This is a genomic window from Dellaglioa sp. CoH-57-MRSF-17 (assembly GCF_056782015.1).
On the sequence record NZ_JBXAXY010000005.1, the window covers coordinates 49510 to 70368 of the forward strand.

A 20859-nucleotide genomic window follows, 5' to 3' on the forward strand; every position below is an offset into this window, starting at 1 on the left:
ACCCTCTATTTTTGATGTTTTTTTTTGTCTGTATCATGCTATCATATTAGTTATTATAGATGAACTTTGGGGAAAATAGGTGGGGGCCAACATGAAAATTAATAATAAATTAAAATTAACACTACTAACTTTTGGGTTATTCTTTTTAGTTAATGTAACAAGTATCAAGGCAGATGCGGATTATGATTCTGCAAAAGCATCAGCACCTCGAGCAATTTTAATGACAAATTTATTCCAGACGGGTACTGGTGCTGGAGTAGTAGCAACTAGTGGTATGGTCGAATTAACCGATACCAATAAAGATCCTAATTCGACTAATCTGGCTGCTAAAACGATGGTTAAAATTACGGATGCTAAGAATCAAAAAGCAGCAATTTGGTCAACAGACGAAAATTCATTTGATATTAATACAAGTAGTAAAGCTTCTATGTGGATTTATTTTGGTAGCAAAACGAATACTGCTGGGGATGGGATGGCACTTGTTTTTCAAAATGATGCAAAAGGAAATGCTGCTATTGCAACTAAAGCAGGTGAAACGTTAGGTGTTTGGGGAGACGATTCAGTGGGTACGGGATCCCCCAATAATACTGCTAGAGGCGCTATTCAAAATAGTTGGGCGCTAGAATTTGATACTCATTTGAATAATGGTAATAGTTCAGGAAACGGATTTGATTTAGATCCTAGTTTAGCACCTAACCATATTGGTAGTGGGTATCCAGCTGTTGAGGCAACATACACGGATAATCATACAATCTCTTCTTCAGTTAAACTAAATCATTTAGGCCTTATTAATTATAATGGGTTCTTATCAAATCGGGCATGGCATCATGTGACAATTGATTATAAATCAGTGAGTGCGAGTGCTGGGTCAATGACATATACGATTGATGATAAAAAACCAATTTCAGGAACAGAAGACTTGGATCCTACTGAAGATACAAGTCAGACAGGGCAGACGGCAAGTGTTCCAATTGATAAATCGAAATTTAATTCTACAACGGGTAAAATCCGTTGGGGATTTACAGGGTCAACGGGTGACTCTTTTGAAAATAACTTAGTTATGTTTGAAACTGTACCAGGTCTTGTTAATGCGACTGCGGTACAAACTATGACGGATATTACACAAAATAACAAGGATGTCTCGGCTAATGGAGAAGTAAAAGCTGGAGATAAAGTAAAATTCAACACTACCGTAACTTACGATAGTGGAAAACAATCGTGGACAGGCATAGGTGGATATTTAAAATACCCGGCTAATAATATAAAATGGACTGGGTATGAAATACCTAACGATTTTGGTACAGGAAAATTTCCTAGTAATATCTATGGAAGTGACCCTGCTGGGTTATCCGGCGCGCAAATACCTGAATTATCTACACCTGGACAAAGTTCACATATTTCATTTATCGGTGAAGTAATGCCAGTTGAAGTGGATACACCAGTGACTGTTTCAGCAGGTCAATTCATCGGAAGCAATGCAATGATTGATTCTAATCCTATTAGCTATACGATTAAAGCATCACCAAAAACAGCCTTAACGATTGATGGCCTTAAAGATATTGATATTAATTATGGAACGGATGCGACGATTAGTGGAACGGTAAAATCTAGTTTAGGTGGAACTTTTGCTAAAGGAACAACGGCCAGTGTGACACTTAATGAGGATACAACACCTATTAAGGGTGATGTCGCAACGGATGGTACATTTAACGTAACGATTCCAAAGGACAAACTAACCACTGGCGAATATTCTTATAATGTTCAAGTAACAGATCCAGATGGTAATACGACGCAAAAATATACACAAAAAATTAATATTAAACCCGTTTTAACTTTAAATGATAATAAAGGAACCGTTGTAGCGCCATATACATTGATTTTCCAAGTAGCTGATAATAGTGCAGCGTTAACAACGTACTATAAAGAAGGAAGTACTGGAACACCTGTTGAATTAGAAAAATATACAAATACTAAACCAGGTTCGACACAAGATCATAGTGTAGCACTAGATACAACTAAGTTTGCCATTGGAACGCACGAGTTAACTATTTATTCGGTTGATTCTGAAGGAAACATTTCTAATAACCAAACAATCTCTGTTGTCGTAGGATTGTTGAGTATTTCATCAGATGATTCAATTAATTTTAATAATAAAATACCAGCGAAAAGAAGTATTTTAAACCGTGCTTCAAGCTATATGCTTAAGTTAGAAACGTCAGCAGCTAAAAACTGGACATTGTCTGTGACTGCAGGACCACTAACTGCAGCAAGTGATAAAAGTACTTTAAAGCATTCAACTATTGGGTTTCGTAATTCAAATCAGGAAAACACGTTACCGCTTTCTCCAACGTATGGTACAATAGTGTCTACAGGAGTAGGTCAAGCAACTACGGTTGAAAAAAGTTGGTCAGCAGATTCTGGAATTGTATTGGATGTTGAACCAAGTGAAATTAAAGTAGCTGAAACCTATAGTTCTGAATTAGATTGGACGCTAACGAATGTACCAAATAATTAATAATAAACTTAATTGTCGGTTAAATTCAAATGTCCGGGGGGAGATAGGATTATGACAATATTACGGCTGAAAGCTGTACTTTTTACAGGTGTGTTAGTGACATTAGGGCTTAGCTCTACAGGTGTTAATGCTGATGATTATTCTAACGCAGTGGCATCGGCACCAGACGCATTAGTATCAAATGGACTTTTGACACCTGGAACAACAGGAACACAAAATAATGCAAAAATTGTAACATTCGATGCTAGTGGTAATGTTGTTTCTGAAACAGCAGATAACGCAGATAAATCAATTATAAAAATTACGGATGCAACTAACCAAGTGGGATCTGCCTGGTCTACAGCAAACAATAAATTTAATCTTAATAAAAATAATAAAATGTCAATGTGGATGTATTTCGGTAATCAGGGTGCTAATTCTGGTGATGGGATGGCTTTTGTTTTACAAAATGATAGCCGTGGTCTCAGTGCTATTTCTGGTGGAGGCGAATCATTAGGTGTTTGGGGTGTTGATAAAGGTGGATCAGAATCTACCGTTGCAGGAACAGCTATTAAAAATTCATGGGCGTTAGAATTTGATACACATAAAAATAGTGAGGCAAGCAAGGGTAACGGATTTGATAATTTAAACACTATCCAAGACAATCATCTGGCAAGCAATTATCCTAATCAAAGGGCTACTTATGAACAAAATGGTTTTTTAAGTAAGTATAATAAATTAACTCATGATGGACTACTTGCTGTCGCTGACTTATCTAATGGAAGATGGTGGCATGTGTCAATTGATTATAAATCAACGTCTACAACTGCCGGCTCAATGACCTATACTATTGGAGATAAAGTCCCCGGTACGGGTGATGTATTAGGTGGTGGTCTTGCAAAGACAGTTCCAATTGATAAAAGTAAATTTGCGAGCACTGATGGTCAAGTGACTTGGGGATTTACGGGCGCAACAGGCGGTAACTGGGAAACAAATTTAGTGATGTTTGAAGAAATATCTGATTTAGTTTCTGTTACGGCGACGCAAAAAGTGACAGATACTACCCAGAACAATAAGGACATTACCGCATCAGGAATTGCTAACAGCGGGGATAAACTTAATCTTCAAACAACTTTGAAATACAATGATGGAAAGCAAGATTGGAAAAAAATCGTTGCTTCGTTAAAAACGCCTAATGCTGTGACGTTAGACAAAGAAGGTATCATTAAATACGCCGATGGAACAACGCAAACATTTGATACAACAACTAAAGATGGTGTCATTACATCAAGTCTAAATAAAAACTTATCAAAAAGTAATGATACAGCAACGATCAGTATGAATGGGACAGCTAAAATTGTTGCTACAGATACCAAAGTAACAAGTCCAATTAGTACATTTAATGGTCAAAATACGATAGTAAGATCTCAGCTAGCTACGTTTACCATTAAGGCATTAAAGCAGAAGATGACACTTTCAGGATTGCTTGATAAAACAATTGATAGTGGTCAGTCGATTAAAGTTACGAGTAACGTTAAAACAGATACACTAATGGAAAATGATAACGTTACGATAACAACGATGCTGAATGGTAAAGCCTTTAGTGATAAATCAATGCTATTCAATAAGTTGGGTAGCATTGACTACGCTGAAGTGCTGCCTGCAGATAAGTTAAACGTTGGAAAAAATACTTATACGGTAAGTGTTGAAGATCAATATGGTAATTCAGTAACGGGTCAAGAAATTATCACTGTTAATGATCCAGGTGTTTTAGAAATAGCATCGGTAACGGGTGCATTAAATTTTGGACAAAGTGATATTCCAATACCCAACGAAGAAACAACCTATAGCCCTGTAGAAGAATTAAGTATACAGGTAGTTGCATCGGTACCAGGTACATGGAATTTAAAGCTGACTGGAACTGATGTTGTTGGAGCCAGCGGCACTGTGCTAAAAGATGCATTAATTTACAAAGAAAAAGCGACAGATATTGGGACACCTTTAAAAGACCATTCGATAGATATTGCGGGTGGGAACTCATCTCCTAACCAGATAACTAAAACGTGGGCAAAAGATACGGGAATTCTATTGCGTGTTAAACCTAGCGAGGTTAGAAGTGAAGAATATGATGCTTCAGTGCAATGGAATTTGAGTAATGTACCAACTAAATAAGTAGTATTAGTGAAAAAGGATAACAAAAGTTATCCTTTTTTTATTTATGTTTTGCAATTATTGCCATCTAGGATATTATGGACTATGTAGAGAGAATACGGAGGATAGATAACTAATGAAAATGACCGTTGAACAATTCATGTCCGCTATTGAGTTAGAGGCGTACACAAAGATTTTTTATACTGCCACACCAGAAGATGTCCAAGCGATTGGTGTACCAGAATTATTCGCTAAGTGTTATGCTGATTTAGAAAACAATGTACGGGATGGTAAGCTTGTAGAAGTTCAATTGATGATTGAATATCCTGAAGGTACCGCAATTTTTACACTTGAAGCAAATATCCTTAATTTACCATACAAATATTATAAAAAGTTACCCAGCTTCTTTAATGAAGTAACAGATGAAGCAGAAGTTAATGTCTATCTGATTGTTGAGTCACCAATTCTGAACGCATCTAAATTAAGAATCGATGAAATTACATCTGTGACTAATTATTTAGAAAACCCCAGTGATCATAATATGACAAGCACAACTATGATTGCTGAAAAGATAGCTTTCCTTGAAAATCCACCTATTATTGAAGAAAAAGAACCAGTTGTCGTTGAAAAGAAAAAGAAAGCTCCAGCTAAGAAAAAACCAGCTGTTAAAAAGAAACCAGCAGTTAAAAAGACGACGGCTACAAAAAAAGCGACAACAAAGAAAAAAACGACAACTGTAAAGGCGGCAGCCAAGAAAAAGCCCGTGGCCAAAAAGGTACCCGCTAAAAAGAAACCGGCTGTAAAGAAAGTAACTACTAAGAAAAAAGCACCAGCCAAGAAAACTAAATAAAAAAACGCCGATATTATCGGCGTTTTTTTGTCTAATTATTTAATGAAGAAATAGTAAACGAGTAGCAAGGCACCTAAAATAATACGGTACCAACCAAATGGTTTGAAATCTTTCGACTTGATGTAACCCATCAAGAATTTGATTGCAACAATTGAAACTAAGAATGCGACTACACAACCAAGTAATAAGACGGCTGTTTGATCACCGGTAAAGCTATAACCATTATGGAAGTATTTAACTAATTTGAGTAGACTGGCACCGAACATAACTGGAATTGATAAGAAAAATGAAAATTCAGCAGCAATGAATCGAGAAGTCCCTAATAAAATGGCACCTAAAATAGTTGCACCAGAACGTGATGTTCCGGGAATTAAAGCAAGAACTTGGAAAACACCGATTAGTAACGCTGTTTTGTAAGTAACTTGATTGAATGATGTAATAGAAGGAACAGCATCGGCTTTTTTGTTTTCAATAATAATGAATAAAACACCATAAATAATTAACATTAAGGCAACAACTGGGAAATTATATAATTTCGCATTTAACCAGTCATCAGCAACTAACCCAATCACAGCAGCTGGAAGTACAGCTACAATGACTTTACTCCATAGAGACCACGTATCTCTTTTTTCTAATTGCGATTTTTTTGGAGAAAAAGGATTTAATTTATGGAAATACAACACACAAACTGCTAGGATAGCGCCCAGTTGGATAACAACGAAGAACATTTCCATGAAAGCAGCATTTTCTTTTAGTTGTAAAAATTCGTCAACTAAAATCATATGTCCCGTTGAACTAATAGGAAGCCATTCTGTAATTCCTTCGACAACTCCCAAAATAATAACTTTTAACATAACAATAATATTCATACAAATAGATTCCTTCCAAAATTTTATTTAACTGCTCTAGTATACCTAATATGAAAATTAAAAACCATAAAATTAAATAAACCTTATGCTTTTAGGCATAAGGTTTATTTGTGAATATAAGATTTTAGTTAAGATTAATTTTATAGGGCTTTTTTGTTACCGCGACGTGCAATTGCAGGGAGGATTAAACCTAATGCAACTAAGACAAGTGGTGTGACAATATTAAGTGTTAATTGGAACAAGTAGTTAGAAGGGCTATCTGAGTAGTTTAATTTAGGAACAACTCCTAGGATACAAGCGAATGCAGTGAATAAGAAACACCAAGCACCAACAATGTAACCAACGACAGGATTCTTAACAAACTTGTAACCGGCTTTGAAATTCTTCAATTGTTTGTTTAATAGCATGTAAGCGAAGAATACCCAGAGATAACGCATAGGCATGACAACCGCATTTAGGTTCAATAACCATTTGTATAATGCGTTCATGTTACCAATCCCGATTGCAGGAATGATAATTAAAATACTAACTAAAACACCAGTCATGGCATAACCATTAACGGGAGTTCCTTTTTTATTAAGTTTTGACAAGCTTTTAGGAATGAAGTTTGGATCAGCATCACCTAAAAGAATTTTTAATGGTGCATCAATTGAGAAAGCAAGCGCTGAAATTTGAGCCATCGCATTGGCAATTGCGTATAGAATCATGAATAAATTACCTACGTGATAGAAACTACCAAGACGTAAGAAACCTTCGTAAGGACCATTTGTGATTAAATCATCAGGGATGTTAGTTCCGTTAAATAAGAATCCCATAGCGAACGAACCTAAAATAGCACAGATGGCAACCATTGCGGCCAATGCTAACATTCCTTTTGGAAATTCTTTAGCTGAGTTTTTTGTTTTATTAACATAGGGAGAAATCTTTTCAGCACCACCAACAGCGAAAACTAACATTGAAATCGTTGTGAAGTAGGCGAAGTTAAAGTTAGGTAGATATGATTTAATGGCACCCATATCAGGTGTTTGAATTTTAGCATGCGTCATGAATGGCGCTGAAACTGCCAACAAGATGAATAATAATGACATAACGAACATTGCTGTTCCGGCAACACTACCAATTCGACTTAAAGTAGCAAGTCCCTTTGAGGCAATCCATAAGAAGAAAATGAAAATGACTAAGCCCATAAGTGAAACGGTCATAGCAGAAGTTTCATTAACGAAATTTCCGTTACCTTTGAATAACCAACTAAAGGCAATTAAAATACCTTGTGGTTTTTGTGCTAGGTAAGGAATATGTACGACCCAATAAGTCCAAGCTGCATAGTAGGCAAGTCTCTTGGTTGAAGTTTCTTTCACCCATGAAGACACACCACCGCTGGCATCTTTAAATGTTGAGCCTAATTGACCAACAATTAAAGTATAAGGAACAAAGTAAAAAATCATGATTAAAATCCAAGATGTAATAACAGTGAGTCCTTGGTTAGCAAAGTTGTTAAAGACATTTGCAAGTCCCCAAACGGAAACGAATGCAATTAAAGCAACGTTATACCAACGTAATGTTTTTTCTGATTCTAGCAAAATAATAGCCTCCATATGGATAAAATATTTTATGATACTGGTGCAGTGATAGCTATGGTTAAGTATAAAGAAAAATGAAATAAAGTACAATCAAATTTTGTGATACATACTATAAGAAGTAAATATAATTATGATTAAAATGTCAAAAAAACACATCTAGGTCGCAAATGTTGAATGTTGTCTACCGAATATAGATGATATTATAACGGTAATTGGTTAACGACATAAACTAAAAAGAGAATCCTGGGGGATTATTATGAAACCAAAAAATAGAATTGTGATAGGTAGTTTGTGTGCGATGATGTTGTTCGGGGGAACAGCGTTGAATGAAACTATATCAGCAAGTGAACAAGAAGAAGCAACTAGTTCAAGTATTGCGACTATAAAAGAGCAAACTTTAGAAAATGTATTAAGTGAATCAACAGAATCAAATAAGGCAGATTCTAGTAGCTCAAGTAGTAGTGTATCTGATGAAAAAATAGATTCAGAAGTTGATACGACAAATGCAACAAGTTCAGAATCAGCGTCGTCTACACTATCTAGTGAAAAACTAGATAGTCAAAAAGACGAAAAGAAACAAGTAGAACAGGCTAAAAAACAAAGTAGCACAACACGTACGTTATTTGATGATTATAAAAATGCAGAGATTGTAGGGATGTTTCTGGGTGGAAGTAAAAAAACGATTAGCATTGACGATGTACTTAGCAAAGAATCAACAATAATGCCTGCAGATGCAGCGTTAGCTGACCTATTTTATAGTCAGGATGATGCGGGTAATGGAAATAGCGTTGATGGCTCAGGAACACCAGAAGGATCACCTGGGTACTATCCTGCCGTATCTTTAGATAACTACGTATTCAATGTGCAAGTAACCAAACCAGATAGTACGGCAACAATTTACGCACCTTTTCATCCAACATCGTATGATCCAATAGAAACACTCATGCAAGCACCAGTTACAATTAAAAATTCTGATCTAGCAATTGGGGAAAATAAAGTTGAGCTTACAGCTACAAGAGTAATAGGTGGGGGAACTAGTTTTCCAACTAAGGGAACTATCATTGTAACCATACCAAATCCTAAGATTAAAGTAGATGCAATTGCAGGCGATAAATTAGACAGTACGACTAATACGGATATCCCAGTAGTTGATGTCGCAAGTACTGAGTACCCAGTGAGCTACACGGTGAATAGTGATCATGCAACGACCTTAACAACTCAAATTACAGATTCTTATGGTGATGTAGCACACACCAGTCAATATAAGGAGGAGTACGATAATAGTAAAACGCTAGGTAAAGATCATACTAATACGATTAAGATGACCGACTTGACGGTTAAACAACATACAATAACCGTCACAACAACGGATGATCAAGGTAATGCGACTGTTAAAAAATTCATCCTTAATGTTAAAAAACCAACTAAAACGTTAAAAATTAATAGCATTAATAATTTAAATTATGGAGATAAAATTAAAATACCAAATGAAAAAACCAATTTAACACCATTAATTGGTCTTAATGTGGACCTTTCAGCTGTGGATGCCGGTAACTGGGTGTTGACTGTAAAATCAACAGGATTAACTGATGATCCAGATGCTTTGGTCTTTAAAAGTGATGCCAATGCTACAGAGCAAATCATTAATGATGCTGGCATAACCGTTTTATCAGGTAATGGTGTAAATGATACAGGAAAGGAGTTTAACGATGATGGAACCGGTATTTTGTTAAAGGCAGATCCATCAAAGCTTAGAGCAACTGCCTATAAAGCAGACTTGAATTGGACATTATCAAGTGTCCCAGTAAAATAACGTCAAAAAATGACACCTAACACGTAAATGTTGGTCGTTTTAAATGAAATAATTTTGGTATTATAATTTTATAGAAAAGAATAACTAAATAAGAATTAAGTAATTATGACTGTCAAAAGAAAACACTTAACCATGAAATATTGACCGTTTTTAGGTCAAATATCGACTATAGTGAGTGTATACGAAAAATGGGGGAAACAATGATGAAAAAAACTTTATTAACAACAGTAATGATTAGTGGTGTGGTATTAGGTTTCGGAACAATAAGTAAGGTATCTGCAGCAGATACTGCTACATCAAAAGATACAACGGCAAGTGCCACGTTTACAGCTGGCGGAATAGATCCAACAGATCCTAATAGTGCATCATTGTCAATTACAAATGTCACAAGTAAAGTTGATTTTGGTAAAGAAGCAATTTCTGCAGCGAATACTACATTAAATTCAAATAGTGGTATTAATGTAAGTGTTAGTGATCTTCGTGGAACATTTGTTGGTTGGAGCGTTAAGGTTAGTGGTACACCATTTATGAGTGTTGTAGATACTGTTGCTGATCCTACAGCTAAATCTGTAGAACTAGAAGGTGCTACATTGTCACTCCCTGATGGTACTGCATCGAATAATATTGGTGACGTACCTGAGGTAACAGCAACAGCTACAGGCAACGTCTTAGATGGTGGTGCAACAATTAGTGCACCTGTTGACAAAGGTGCAGGGGAAACTACAACAAGTTATGCACAAAAGGGTATTAACTTAGGGGTTGTTGGTGGTACAGCACATGCTGCTGCATACTCAACAACATTAACTTGGACATTGACTGACGCTCCTGCTTAATTAGGTTAGAGTCGGGTGAAATATTAAAAAAATTTGGGGGAAATATATTATGAAAAAAAGTTTAACAAGTTCATTATTAGCAACAACAATTTTAGGTGCAGGTTTAGCAGTATCAAGTAACGTAAATGCTGCAGATACTGTCTTACCAGATAGTGCAACAACTGACGGTTCAGTAACATTTACACCAGGTACAGATCCAACAGACCCAGTTGACCCAACAGACCCAGTTGACCCAACAGATCCTGGTGATGGTGGTGGCGGTGAAACAGGACATGCTGGTCCTTTAGCAATTGTATATGCAACAAAGGCTGTAACATTTGGGATTCCAAAAGATGATGGAACTGGTTCTGTTAGCACTACTGTACCTGTTTCAGCAAGTAAACAAGACCTTAAAGGTAGTAACTTTATTTCTCTTCAAGTTGCCGATACTCGAGGAACAGATGCTGGTTGGACATTATCAGTTAAAGCAGATCAATTCAAAAGTACAAAGTCTGGCGAATTAGCTGGAGCTGTCTTAGCTTTAGGTAAAGGTGATAATACCTTAATTGGTACCGGTGCTACACCAACACCTGCATCAGCTGCTGCAGTTGCAGCGGTTACTGATGGTGGAACTGTCTTATCAGCTAAAACAGGCGAAGGTGCTGGTTTAAATGCAGATAAGATTCGTGCAGACAACATGACTTTGACAATTCCTGCAGGTTCAGCTAAAGCTGATACTTATGCAACAACGTTAAACTGGAGTCTTTCAGACGTACCAGCTGTTTAAATTAAATAACAAATTCGGGGGAAATAAATTATGAAAAACGTATTAACAAGTGCATTATTATCAGCAACAATCTTAGGTGCAGGCTTAGCAGTATCAGGTAGCGTAAACGCTGCTGATATGACACCTGCAACAACAACAACTGGTGTTCAATTTAAAGCTGGCGATGAAGGACAAGTTATCCCTCCAGTTGACCCAACAGATCCAACAAAACCAACAGAACCTGGGGATAACGGTAATACTGGTAACAGTGGTAATCTTGCTATTATCTATGCTACTAAAGCAATTAGTTTTGGTACTGAAAATGAAATTACGGCAAATACGGTTAACTTAACGTCTGATACAGATGTTGCAGTTGAAGTTGGTGATGTTCGTGGAACAAATGCTGGTTGGACTTTATCAGTAAGTTCTAAGCAATTAGCTAACGCTGATGAATCAGAAAAACTTGGCGGCGCTGCAATTAGTTTAGGCGCAGGTGCTGTTTCAGTTGGTAATGGTTCTACAGCTAACCATGCAGTGTCATCAGCAATTGCTGATACAACAACTTCTGGGGTTGTTCTTGGTGCTACAGCAGACGCTGGTGCAGGTATTAACGTTGATAACATTAAAAAAGAAAATGTTAAATTAACAATTCCAGCTGGCGTTGCTAAAGCAGATATCGCGTATGCTTCAACGTTAACATGGACTTTATCAGATACACCAGCTGTTTAATTATTTACAATAAAAAAGATAGAATTATGGGGGATTAGATTATGAAAAAAGGTTTAACAAGTGCATTATTAGCAGCAACAATTTTAGGTGCAGGTTTAGCAGTTTCAAGTCATGTAAATGCAGCAACACTTGCTCAAGGTGCATCAACTGATGCTAGTGTTTCGTTTAAGGCTGGCGATGAAGGACAAGTAATCCCTCCAGTTAACCCAACAAACCCAACAGACCCAACAGATCCTGGTGATGGTGGTGGAACTGGTAATAGTGGTAACCTTGCTATTGTCTACGCTACAAAAACAGTAGACTTTGGTTCAGATATTGAAATTCCTACAAAAGCATTGACTGTTAAATCAGCAAAAGATCTTGCTATTGAAGTTGGGGATGTTCGTGGAACAAATGCTGGTTGGGCACTTTCTGTTCAAGCTGACCAATTTAAGAGTGGTAGTGATGAATTAACTGGTGCTGTTCTTTCAACAGGCAAAGGTAAAGTAGTTGTTGCTGAAGCAACAACTGGAACAACTACAGCTGTTTCAAATGCTGTTACAGATTTAACAACAGCTGGCGTTGCTTTAAATGCTGTTAAAGATACTGGTAGTGGTGTTACTGTTGATACACTTGCAGCTGGAGACATTTCATTAACTGTCCCTGCTGGTGTTGCTAAAGCAGAAGCTTACTCAACAAAAATGAACTGGACACTTTCTGACGTACCTGCTTAAATAAGTTGTTTAAAAAGCATTATATGGTGGCAATCACTATATAATGCTTTTTAACAAGAATCTTTAAAGTATTCCTTGGGGGAGGTTAGTCTCATGAAGAAAAAGATTATGATTATAGCAATGTTACTTTTGGGAGTTGTCATGCTGAATACTAATCAAATGGTTAGTGCGGCAACAACCGAAGCCGGTTCTACGAATGTGACTATCGGTTTTAAAGAGAATACCAAAGTGACACAACCAACTAGTGTACCTGAAAGAAAAACGACTGTTAATCCTGAAAAAGACATAAAAGGCTCAGTATCATCTGTAGGTGGTATTTTACCACAGACAAATGAAGAAAAATCTGTGATGGTTGTCTTAGTAGGATTCGTTCTAATATTAGGAGCACTACTATTATTCTTTATTAAAAAGGATAAAAAAGAAAATAAAGGTTAAAGAAAAGATAAATCAGAATAATCTGATTTATCTTTTTTATTATCTTCTAACTAAAAAAGGTCTTAAGTATTTGTGAATAAATATGTTAAAATTTATAAATAGCGTTTTAAGTAAACATTTAGGAGTGAATTATTTTGGATAATCAAGTTGTTGAAGGACAAACCATTTCATTTGATGATATTAGATATGGATTAACTTACCATAATTGTACGATTGAGGCTTCTTTTGAGACAGTACGAGTTGATTCAGTCACTTTTGATCATTGTACCTTTGAACAAACTGACTTTGTGCGTAGCGAATGGTTAGATACTGTAATTGATCATTGTGAGTTTTTGAACGCAGAATTTAATGAAAGTTATTTTTTTAGAACTGAAATTAAAAGCTGTCGGATGATGGGGTGTGACTTTTCTAATCGTACTGTTTTTAAAGAAACGACATTTAGAGATTGTCAGTTAAGCTATTCTAATTTTAGTGTCGCTAATTTCCAAGAAGTTGAATTTAGACGTTGTGATTTAAAAGAAACCAGTTTTCAAGCGGTTGAAATCAAGAAGAAATTAACATTCCCTGAAAGTAATATTGAAGGTTGCGATTTTATTGAGACCAACATGAAGTCTGTGGATTTCTCTGAGAGTGAATTTGAAACAGTTATACTGGATCCTAAGCTGGTTCGTGGATTAACGATTAATGCTTACCAGGCAACAATTTTAGTTGCTTTATTAGGTATTAAATTGAAGTGAGCTTACAATATTGTAAGCTTACTTTTTTATTTAATGATACATTATAGCTGACGAATACTGGTATACCAATTGGCATACAGGATTAAATAACTATTACCTGAAAAGGACCCTAAAACCATCAAATAATGAGCGTTTATAAGAAATTTATGGATAATATTAATTCTATTTAAGCGTATACTATAAGTAATAAAGATAGAGAATGGGGTGCGGGTTATGGGGATTAATCATAAAAAAATAAATTTATTAGTGTTTGTTTTAGCGGCGACTTTCTTAGCTACTTTTTCAAGTGTGTCGGCAGAAACAGATTATAATTATGCAATACAGACCGCGCCAAGTGGGATCACTTTGAATGGTATATTTCAACGCGGAACTGGGGCTGGTGTATCTGAAGTTAGTAAAACAGTTAATTTAACGTCTGGAAATGTCATAACAACGGATGCAAATGCTGCTACAAAATCGGTCGTAACAATTACTGATAATAAAGATCAAAAGGCAGCTGTTTGGTCAACTGATGGTAATACATTCGATTTGAACAAAGATTCAACAGCGTCAATGTGGGTATATCTTGGTAATGGAGGCGCTGCAGCCGGAGATGGTATGGCATTAGTATTACAAAATGATGCTAAAGGAAATGCAGCTATTTCAACTGGTAGTGGTGAAACATTAGGTGTTTGGGCTAATGATATACTACCTGAGGGTATTTTTGGAACAACATCAGGTTATAGTGATGTTTCGAAACTAGTTAAAACAGGGATACAAAACAGTTGGGCGTTAGAGTTCGATACCTTTAATAATGGGGGTCAAACTTCCGGGAATAGCTTTGATTATACTGCTGTCACAGGTAATCACATAGCTAGTGGTTATCCTGCAGATACTAATAGTTATACACGGGATAGTAAAGACTCGGGTTTTTTTCCAATACACACCGCCTATTTTTACTATCAAAATCACCTTGGGTTAATTGATTACGGAGCAAATCTATCTAACGCGTTATGGCATCATTTGACGTTGAAATATTCTGCTGGAACGAGTACAACAGGCTCTATGACTTACACAATTGATGATAAAAATCCAAAAACAAATGTTATGACAACAGGTAAGAGCGCGACTGTGTCAATTGATAAGGCTAAATTCAATTCGAATGGCGCAGTTCGTTGGGGATTTACTGGATCAACGGGTGGTAGTTATGAAACTAACTTGATAATGTTTGAAAAAGTTCCAGGTTTAGTTGATGCAACTGCAACTCAGACAGTAACAGATACAACTCAAAAAAATAAAGATGTTACTAATGATGGTCTAGTACACTCTGGAGATTCATTAGATTTTGTAACAAATTTAAAATATTTAGGTGGTAAACAAGATTGGAAAACAATTAGTGCTGGCTTGAAGGTTCCCAATAATGTGACGTTAAAAACGGGAACAATTACTTATTCAGGGGCAGCAACGGACTCAGAAACCATTGATTTAACAAAGATGTCAAATGGGGCAATTGTTAAGGTCCTTAAGAATGATTTATCAACAGCTAAGTATTCAAGTGCAAAAGTAACACTTACAGGAACTGCTGACAAAGTTGCAGCCGATACAGTTGTTAATAGTCCAGTAAGTGAATTTTCTGGATCTAATGCGGTTATCCAATCAAATGCAGCCAAATTCACAATTGGAGGCACACGAACATTAACGATATCAGGAATTAATGACATCAAGGTTAATCAAAATGAAGCAGCAACTATTGCCGGAACAGTAGTTTCAAGTCTTGGGGGAACTTTCCCAGCAGGAACGACAACTGCAGCAATTAAAGTCAATGGTAGTTACTCAGTATCAGCTAACGTCGGAACAGACGGTAAATTTAGTGTTAGCGTTCCAAGTAGTCAATTAAAGGTTGGTAAAAACCCATATACTGTGATGGCAACTGATCAATATGGGAACCAAACAACGTCATATACGGCTGATATTATTGTGAACTCTAATAAACCAACGTTTACTTTAGATGATAGTGGTACAACAGTGAATGCGCCTTATTCTTTGAGTTACCATGAGTCTGATGATAGTGCAACCATTAAAACGTACTATCAAGAAGGGTCAAATGCACCTGTTTTAATGGAAACATATGATAACGTAAAAGCTGGTCAGGACCATTCTGGAACTTACAAATTACCAGATAACTTAGCAATTGGTAGTCATGTTTTAACTGTTTATGCTGTCGATACAGACGGTAATAAATCTGACGTGAAAACTATTACTGTCGTTGTTTCAGGTAAAATGGGACTAACAACTAACGGTAGTTTAAATTTTGGGACAACTAAAATTCCAGGAAAAACGACAATATTACCTCGTCAAACTGATTTTTCTGTAGCATTAGAAACATCATTACCTGGGACTTGGCAGTTGTCAGTTTCAGCAAGTGATCTTACTTCAGATAGTAATACAATTAAAGATGCGATTGTGTATCGAGCAACAGCCGGAGATAAGGCTCAAGTTTTAGGTTCGGCAAGTCTTGAAATTTTGTCAGGAACATCAACGACAAAAACGACAACCGTACCATGGGACAAAGATGCGGGTGTTTTGGTTAAAGCAGATCCAAGTGAAATCCATCGCGGTTCATATACAGCCCAGGTAAAATGGGTATTAAGTAACACACCACCTGCATAAAAAATAAAGGAGAGACACTAAACTTTTTAGTGTCTCTCCTTTATTTTTAAATTTCTTTCGTTAAAGCAATGATTTTATTCACGGTATCATCTAAAAATTGAATTGTTTGATTGAGAGGTTCATCCGTAGTGATATCAACGCCTGCAACTTTAGCTGCTTCAATTGGGGCTAATTCGCCACCTAATTTTAAGAAGGCAAGCCAAGCTTCTGTCGTATTTTCTGGATCTTTCAATAAGTTCAAGTGTGCTTGTGTTGAAATGGCAAGACCTGCTGAATATGTGTATGAATAGAGGCCCATGTAATAGTGTGATTGGCGCATCCAAGTTAGTTCAGCACCGTCATTTATTTCAACATCTGGTCCCCAGAATGCTTCAAGGACATGACGTTTAATTTCACTTAATTGATCACCATCAAATCCTTGTCCAGCGTCAATGAGTTGATAAACTTCACGTTGGTAAGCTGCTTCAAGTAAATGGGTCACAAAGTTATGGAAATAAGTATTCGTTAACATTTTTGAATAAGCAAAACGTTTTAAGCGAGGTTCACTTGATTGATTTTCAATTGAACTTGTTAGTAATAGTTCATTGAATGTAGAAGGCGCTTCAACCAAATAAGTAGAAGGTTCACTACCCAAAATTGATTGGTTATCCTGTGTTAAAATGGCTTGCCCTGCATGACCGAGCTCATGAATTAAAGTATAGACATCGGCTAATTCGTTCGTCCATGACATTAAAATATAAGGATGTTTGCCATAAGGAGTTGTTTCAAAGCCACCCGTTTCCTTACCAATATTTTGTGGAAAATCAACCCAACGTTCTGGGAATGAACGAGCAACCATGGCTTGATAGTCAGATCCAAGTGGCGCAACTGCATCGTTGACATATTTCTTAGCTTCTTCAATTGAAACTTCTGGTGCGAAATCAGGATCTAAATCGATTTGTAAATCAGCAAAGGTCATTTTATCTAAACCGCGAACTTCTTTGACATGTGCAGCGTATTTTTGCATAACAGGTGCTAATTTAGTCATGATTGTATCAATTTGACGATTGAATAATGAACGGTCAACTTCTTGTTCTGCTAATAAGTAATCAAAAACTGAATGATAGCCACGTAAAGTAGCAATTCTTTTCTCCATAGATACTTGATTATAATAGTTAGCCGCAATTGTATGCTTATAATGATTTAATGTTGTTGAGAAGCTTTTAAATGCTGCATGACGAATAGCTGCGTCTGGATTGTATTGGTACGTATTTTCATATAAAACAAATGACATTGGATATGTCACACCATTTACTTCAAAATCAGAAAAGTCCATATCAGCTGCTCGAGTTTGACCGTAAACTGATTCTGGTGCAGAAAAATTAGGTTGGAAGGTCGCAAGGACTTGTTCAACCTCAGGACTTAACTGGAATTCTTTTTGTTTCTTTAATTGACGAATATAAGCTTTTAATTTTGGATTTGTTGCAACAACGTCGTCCAATAATTTAACTGGATTTTCTAGTAATTCAATATCAAAGAAAACCAGTTTTGTCGTAATTTCGGCAGAAAGTGCTTCAAAATCGCGCATTAACTGATTGGCTGTTGCATCAGTAATATCAACTGCTTGCTGTAAAAATGCATAATGTTCAATATGTGATAAGCGAGTGTAAATATCTTCCAAGTCATTGAAGGCGGTACTAATTGGAGCTAGTTCTCCTAAATGGCTATGGTAAGTAGAAACAAAGGTTTGAACGAGGTCACGAACTAAATCGATATCCGTCTGGAATGCAAGATCATTTGGATAAATGGCTGTTAAATCCCATGTTAGTGCTTCAGGTACTTCATTTCTATTAACTAGTTGGTGAGTTTTTGTCATAATCGTAACCTCCTAATGTTTGTATGGTTAGTATTGTATCATTATATAGAATTAAATGAGTAAAAAAGGATTATAATATAATTTTTTGATAATCTTCGATTAGTACAAGTCAAATTAGTGGTTTAATGCATGGTTATTTGAGATTATGAATTAAATAAAAGGAGGTAGAATAAATGAAAAAAATAATTGTATTAATTATCGCTATTCTATTAGTTGGCGGCGGGTACTTATACTATAGGACTAATTACTCAACTCAGGATTACTACACACAGATAACAGAAACAGGTAAAAAAGTGGTTAAAAAGGATCAAAATGGAAAAACGTATGCCGATTATAGCTATAATCAAATGGCTTATAATACTAAAAATGAAGCTAAGAAATTAACGTTTAATGGGAATAAAGAAAGACCGTTACGTCAAGGCGCCTATTTAAAATTAGCCTATAATGAAAAAAAAGGTGTTATTTCATGGGAAGAAGTTTCAAAAAAAGATCTACCTGTAAAATTAAAATAGAACCCAAAAAAAAAGACTGTAATGAAGAGGATAGTTATCTTCATTACAGTCTTTTGTTATTTAAAAATAACTATCTCTTAGGAATAGCTATTTTATTCGTGAGGGCATTATTTTGAGTATTTCTCGATTAAATCATCTAAGACAAGTAAGTCTTCTGCTTCGTAACGTTTACGGTAAGCAGCGATTTCTTCAGCTGAGAAATGTTTTGGATCGACAGCTAAATCTTCAACAGGGATGGCACGGTCGTCAGTGATTTTAACATCAATAACAACAGGACCTTCTGCTTTTATAGCTGTTTCAAATGCGGCAACTAATTCGTCATGTGTAGAAACTGAGATACCAAGCGTACCCATAGCGCTTCCGACTTGTGCCCAATCTGCGTCATTGAAATCAATACCATAGAATGGTTGACCTTCATCTTCTTGTTCATCTTGAATGAAACCAAAATGTTGGTTAGAGAAGACAATATTAATGACATGTTGTTTGTATTTTACTTGTGTTAATAAATCTTGAACAATCATAGCAAATGCGCCATCACCGACAAGGTTAAAGACTTGACGGTCAGGGAAGGCTGATTTAGCAGCAATTGCTGCACCCATACCATAACCCATTGTTGCAAATAAGGCAGATGTTGTGAATTTTTGTTTAGGATTCATATCTAAGTAACGTAAGCTATTCATTGTAACATTACCAACATCAACTGCGAAAATGTCATCGCCTGTGGCATGTTTGTTGATTTCTTTAAAGACAGAAGCAGGTTGAAGTGGTGTTGTTGTCTTGTCCTCAAATTTCTTGAGGTAAGTACGCCAGTTAGCCATATCTTCAATAGTTGCATCGAAGAATGGACGACTTTCAACAGGAGCACCAGCTAATTCAACAAAGCGAGCTAATGTTTTCTTAGCATCACTGAGTAAAGCGACATCAACTGCATGACGTTTACCAATTTTTGATGCATCAATATCGATTTGGATAAATTTCATATCGGGTTTTAAGACTTTTTTAGTTTGTGAGAAAGGTAAATCAGCTCCTACAAAGACAACTAAGTCAGCGGCAGCAATTGCTTCATCAGCAGGTTTTGTTGCAACTCGGTAAGTTGACCCTAAGTTAGCACGATAACTATCAGGAACAGTTCCTTTATTGATAGCTGTAATAATTACAGGCATTTTAAAATGTTCAGAGAAAGCAATTACTTCATCAGTAGCACCTTTTGTACCAATACCAGCGAATAAAACAGGTTGTTTAGCTTCTTTAATAAGTGCTAAAGCCTCTTTAATTTTTGAATCATTTGGTTCAGGTAAAATAGGTGTTGTGTAATTGTGACCTGAAGCGTAATAACTGTCAGCGTCGATATCCATCCAACCAAAGTCATTTGGAATTGTAACAACTGCTACACCTTTGTATTGGTAAGCTGTTCTGATAGCTTGATCAATTACACGAGGTAAGCTTTCTGGAGTCATAACTGTTCTATTATAGACAGAAACGTCAGCAAACATTGGATTTTCGTTCATTTCTTGGAATGAATCCATGTTCATTGCAGATGAAGCAACCTGACCGATTAAAGCAAGAACAGGAACATGGTCTTGTTGTGCGTCATATAAACCATTGAATAAATGTGTTGCCCCAGGACCTGCTGAACCAAAGACAACCCCAACTTTACCAGTTAGTTTTGCTTCAGCGGCAGCAGCAAGTGCCCCAACTTCTTCATGACGTACTTGAACGTAATTAATGTTTTCTTTTTCTGATTCAAGAGCACGCATTGTTGTATTGAATGATCCACCGGGTAACCCATAGACATTTTCAACTTTCCAATCCTGTAATACCTTTAACATTGCAATTGATGCTTTAATTTTTTCTGACATAATATAAATCCCCACTTTCATTTAAATAACAAAGT

At 36.2% G+C, this 20859-nt stretch carries 16 protein-coding genes; 12 read left to right on the top strand and 4 right to left on the bottom strand.

Annotated elements, in window-relative coordinates; translation table 11 throughout:
* Window positions 1–91 precede the first annotated feature (91 nt).
* From AC1RPJ_RS06170 to AC1RPJ_RS06180, 3 genes are all read left to right on the top strand, one after another.
* Window positions 92–2515, top strand: coding sequence for a hypothetical protein (locus AC1RPJ_RS06170; RefSeq protein ID WP_481761761.1), 2424 nt, complete (start codon window positions 92–94; stop codon window positions 2513–2515).
* Window positions 2516–2566: 51 nt separating this feature from the next.
* Window positions 2567–4666, top strand: coding sequence for an L-type lectin-domain containing protein (locus AC1RPJ_RS06175; protein WP_481761760.1), 2100 nt, complete (start codon window positions 2567–2569; stop codon window positions 4664–4666).
* A 115-nt stretch (window positions 4667–4781) separates the two neighbouring features.
* On the top strand, window positions 4782–5495 hold the full coding sequence (locus AC1RPJ_RS06180; protein ID WP_481761759.1) for a hypothetical protein: 714 nt from the start codon (window positions 4782–4784) through the stop codon (window positions 5493–5495).
* Between the two features lie 35 nt (window positions 5496–5530).
* Here AC1RPJ_RS06180 and AC1RPJ_RS06185 read toward each other — a convergent pair whose 3' ends face one another.
* Both AC1RPJ_RS06185 and AC1RPJ_RS06190 read right to left on the bottom strand, forming a co-directional pair.
* Window positions 5531–6364 carry an undecaprenyl-diphosphate phosphatase gene (locus tag AC1RPJ_RS06185; RefSeq protein WP_481761758.1) on the bottom strand — a complete coding sequence of 278 codons (834 nt, stop codon included), beginning with the start codon at window positions 6362–6364 and terminating at the stop codon, window positions 5531–5533.
* 140 nt (window positions 6365–6504) lie between these two features.
* Window positions 6505–7944: an amino acid permease gene (locus tag AC1RPJ_RS06190; RefSeq protein ID WP_481761757.1), complete on the bottom strand. Its 1440-nt coding sequence runs from the start codon at window positions 7942–7944 to the stop codon at window positions 6505–6507.
* Between the two features lie 256 nt (window positions 7945–8200).
* Between AC1RPJ_RS06190 and AC1RPJ_RS06195 the strand changes: the two genes are divergently transcribed.
* The 8 genes from AC1RPJ_RS06195 to AC1RPJ_RS06230 all read left to right on the top strand — a co-directional run bounded on the left by AC1RPJ_RS06195 (window position 8201) and on the right by AC1RPJ_RS06230 (window position 16598).
* A complete protein-coding gene (locus AC1RPJ_RS06195; RefSeq protein ID WP_481761756.1) occupies window positions 8201–9757 on the top strand; it encodes a hypothetical protein in 1557 nt (518 codons plus the stop codon).
* Between the two features lie 200 nt (window positions 9758–9957).
* Entirely contained in the window at window positions 9958–10590 is a 633-nt protein-coding gene (locus tag AC1RPJ_RS06200) for a WxL domain-containing protein (protein ID WP_481761755.1), read from the top strand.
* Between the two features lie 49 nt (window positions 10591–10639).
* Window positions 10640–11356, top strand: a complete 717-nt coding sequence (locus tag AC1RPJ_RS06205) for a WxL domain-containing protein (RefSeq protein ID WP_481761754.1) — start codon at window positions 10640–10642, stop codon at window positions 11354–11356.
* 30 nt (window positions 11357–11386) lie between these two features.
* Window positions 11387–12064 (top strand): WxL domain-containing protein, encoded by a 678-nt coding sequence (locus tag AC1RPJ_RS06210; protein ID WP_481761753.1) that lies wholly within the window; start codon window positions 11387–11389, stop codon window positions 12062–12064.
* Between the two features lie 41 nt (window positions 12065–12105).
* Window positions 12106–12777 carry a WxL domain-containing protein gene (locus AC1RPJ_RS06215; RefSeq protein WP_481761752.1) on the top strand — a complete coding sequence of 224 codons (672 nt, stop codon included), beginning with the start codon at window positions 12106–12108 and terminating at the stop codon, window positions 12775–12777.
* Window positions 12778–12870: 93 nt separating this feature from the next.
* Window positions 12871–13212, top strand: coding sequence for an LPXTG cell wall anchor domain-containing protein (locus tag AC1RPJ_RS06220; protein WP_481761751.1), 342 nt, complete (start codon window positions 12871–12873; stop codon window positions 13210–13212).
* 134 nt (window positions 13213–13346) lie between these two features.
* Window positions 13347–13949 carry a pentapeptide repeat-containing protein gene (locus AC1RPJ_RS06225; protein ID WP_481761750.1) on the top strand — a complete coding sequence of 201 codons (603 nt, stop codon included), beginning with the start codon at window positions 13347–13349 and terminating at the stop codon, window positions 13947–13949.
* A gap of 213 nt (window positions 13950–14162) precedes the next feature.
* Entirely contained in the window at window positions 14163–16598 is a 2436-nt protein-coding gene (locus tag AC1RPJ_RS06230) for a hypothetical protein (protein WP_481761749.1), read from the top strand.
* A gap of 46 nt (window positions 16599–16644) precedes the next feature.
* Here AC1RPJ_RS06230 and pepF read toward each other — a convergent pair whose 3' ends face one another.
* The gene (gene pepF, locus AC1RPJ_RS06235; RefSeq protein ID WP_481761748.1) at window positions 16645–18453 is read right to left on the bottom strand and encodes an oligoendopeptidase F; all 1809 of its coding nucleotides are present in this window, start codon (window positions 18451–18453) and stop codon (window positions 16645–16647) included.
* A 173-nt stretch (window positions 18454–18626) separates the two neighbouring features.
* Here pepF and AC1RPJ_RS06240 point away from each other — a divergent pair, with 173 nt between their 5' ends.
* Window positions 18627–18965 carry a YxeA family protein gene (locus tag AC1RPJ_RS06240; protein ID WP_481761747.1) on the top strand — a complete coding sequence of 113 codons (339 nt, stop codon included), beginning with the start codon at window positions 18627–18629 and terminating at the stop codon, window positions 18963–18965.
* 107 nt (window positions 18966–19072) lie between these two features.
* On the opposite strand, the gene spxB is transcribed toward AC1RPJ_RS06240, so the two are convergent.
* Window positions 19073–20824 carry a pyruvate oxidase gene (spxB, locus tag AC1RPJ_RS06245; protein ID WP_481761746.1) on the bottom strand — a complete coding sequence of 584 codons (1752 nt, stop codon included), beginning with the start codon at window positions 20822–20824 and terminating at the stop codon, window positions 19073–19075.
* Window positions 20825–20859: the final 35 nt, after the last annotated feature.

What these genes read in the sequence shown, in the direction of transcription:
- AC1RPJ_RS06210 (WP_481761753.1), top strand. Translation starts at nt 11,387, where the DNA reads ATGAAAAACGTATTAACAAGTGCATTATTATCAGCAACAATCTTAGGT.
- AC1RPJ_RS06205 (WP_481761754.1), top strand. Translation starts at nt 10,640, where the DNA reads ATGAAAAAAAGTTTAACAAGTTCATTATTAGCAACAACAATTTTAGGT.
- spxB (WP_481761746.1), bottom strand. Translation starts at nt 20,824, where the DNA reads ATGTCAGAAAAAATTAAAGCATCAATTGCAATGTTAAAGGTATTACAG.
- pepF (WP_481761748.1), bottom strand. Translation starts at nt 18,453, where the DNA reads ATGACAAAAACTCACCAACTAGTTAATAGAAATGAAGTACCTGAAGCA.
- AC1RPJ_RS06180 (WP_481761759.1), top strand. Translation starts at nt 4,782, where the DNA reads ATGAAAATGACCGTTGAACAATTCATGTCCGCTATTGAGTTAGAGGCG.
- AC1RPJ_RS06195 (WP_481761756.1), top strand. Translation starts at nt 8,201, where the DNA reads ATGAAACCAAAAAATAGAATTGTGATAGGTAGTTTGTGTGCGATGATG.
- AC1RPJ_RS06220 (WP_481761751.1), top strand. Translation starts at nt 12,871, where the DNA reads ATGAAGAAAAAGATTATGATTATAGCAATGTTACTTTTGGGAGTTGTC.
- AC1RPJ_RS06200 (WP_481761755.1), top strand. Translation starts at nt 9,958, where the DNA reads ATGATGAAAAAAACTTTATTAACAACAGTAATGATTAGTGGTGTGGTA.
- AC1RPJ_RS06185 (WP_481761758.1), bottom strand. Translation starts at nt 6,364, where the DNA reads ATGAATATTATTGTTATGTTAAAAGTTATTATTTTGGGAGTTGTCGAA.
- AC1RPJ_RS06175 (WP_481761760.1), top strand. Translation starts at nt 2,567, where the DNA reads ATGACAATATTACGGCTGAAAGCTGTACTTTTTACAGGTGTGTTAGTG.
- AC1RPJ_RS06240 (WP_481761747.1), top strand. Translation starts at nt 18,627, where the DNA reads ATGAAAAAAATAATTGTATTAATTATCGCTATTCTATTAGTTGGCGGC.
- AC1RPJ_RS06230 (WP_481761749.1), top strand. Translation starts at nt 14,163, where the DNA reads ATGGGGATTAATCATAAAAAAATAAATTTATTAGTGTTTGTTTTAGCG.
- AC1RPJ_RS06170 (WP_481761761.1), top strand. Translation starts at nt 92, where the DNA reads ATGAAAATTAATAATAAATTAAAATTAACACTACTAACTTTTGGGTTA.
- AC1RPJ_RS06215 (WP_481761752.1), top strand. Translation starts at nt 12,106, where the DNA reads ATGAAAAAAGGTTTAACAAGTGCATTATTAGCAGCAACAATTTTAGGT.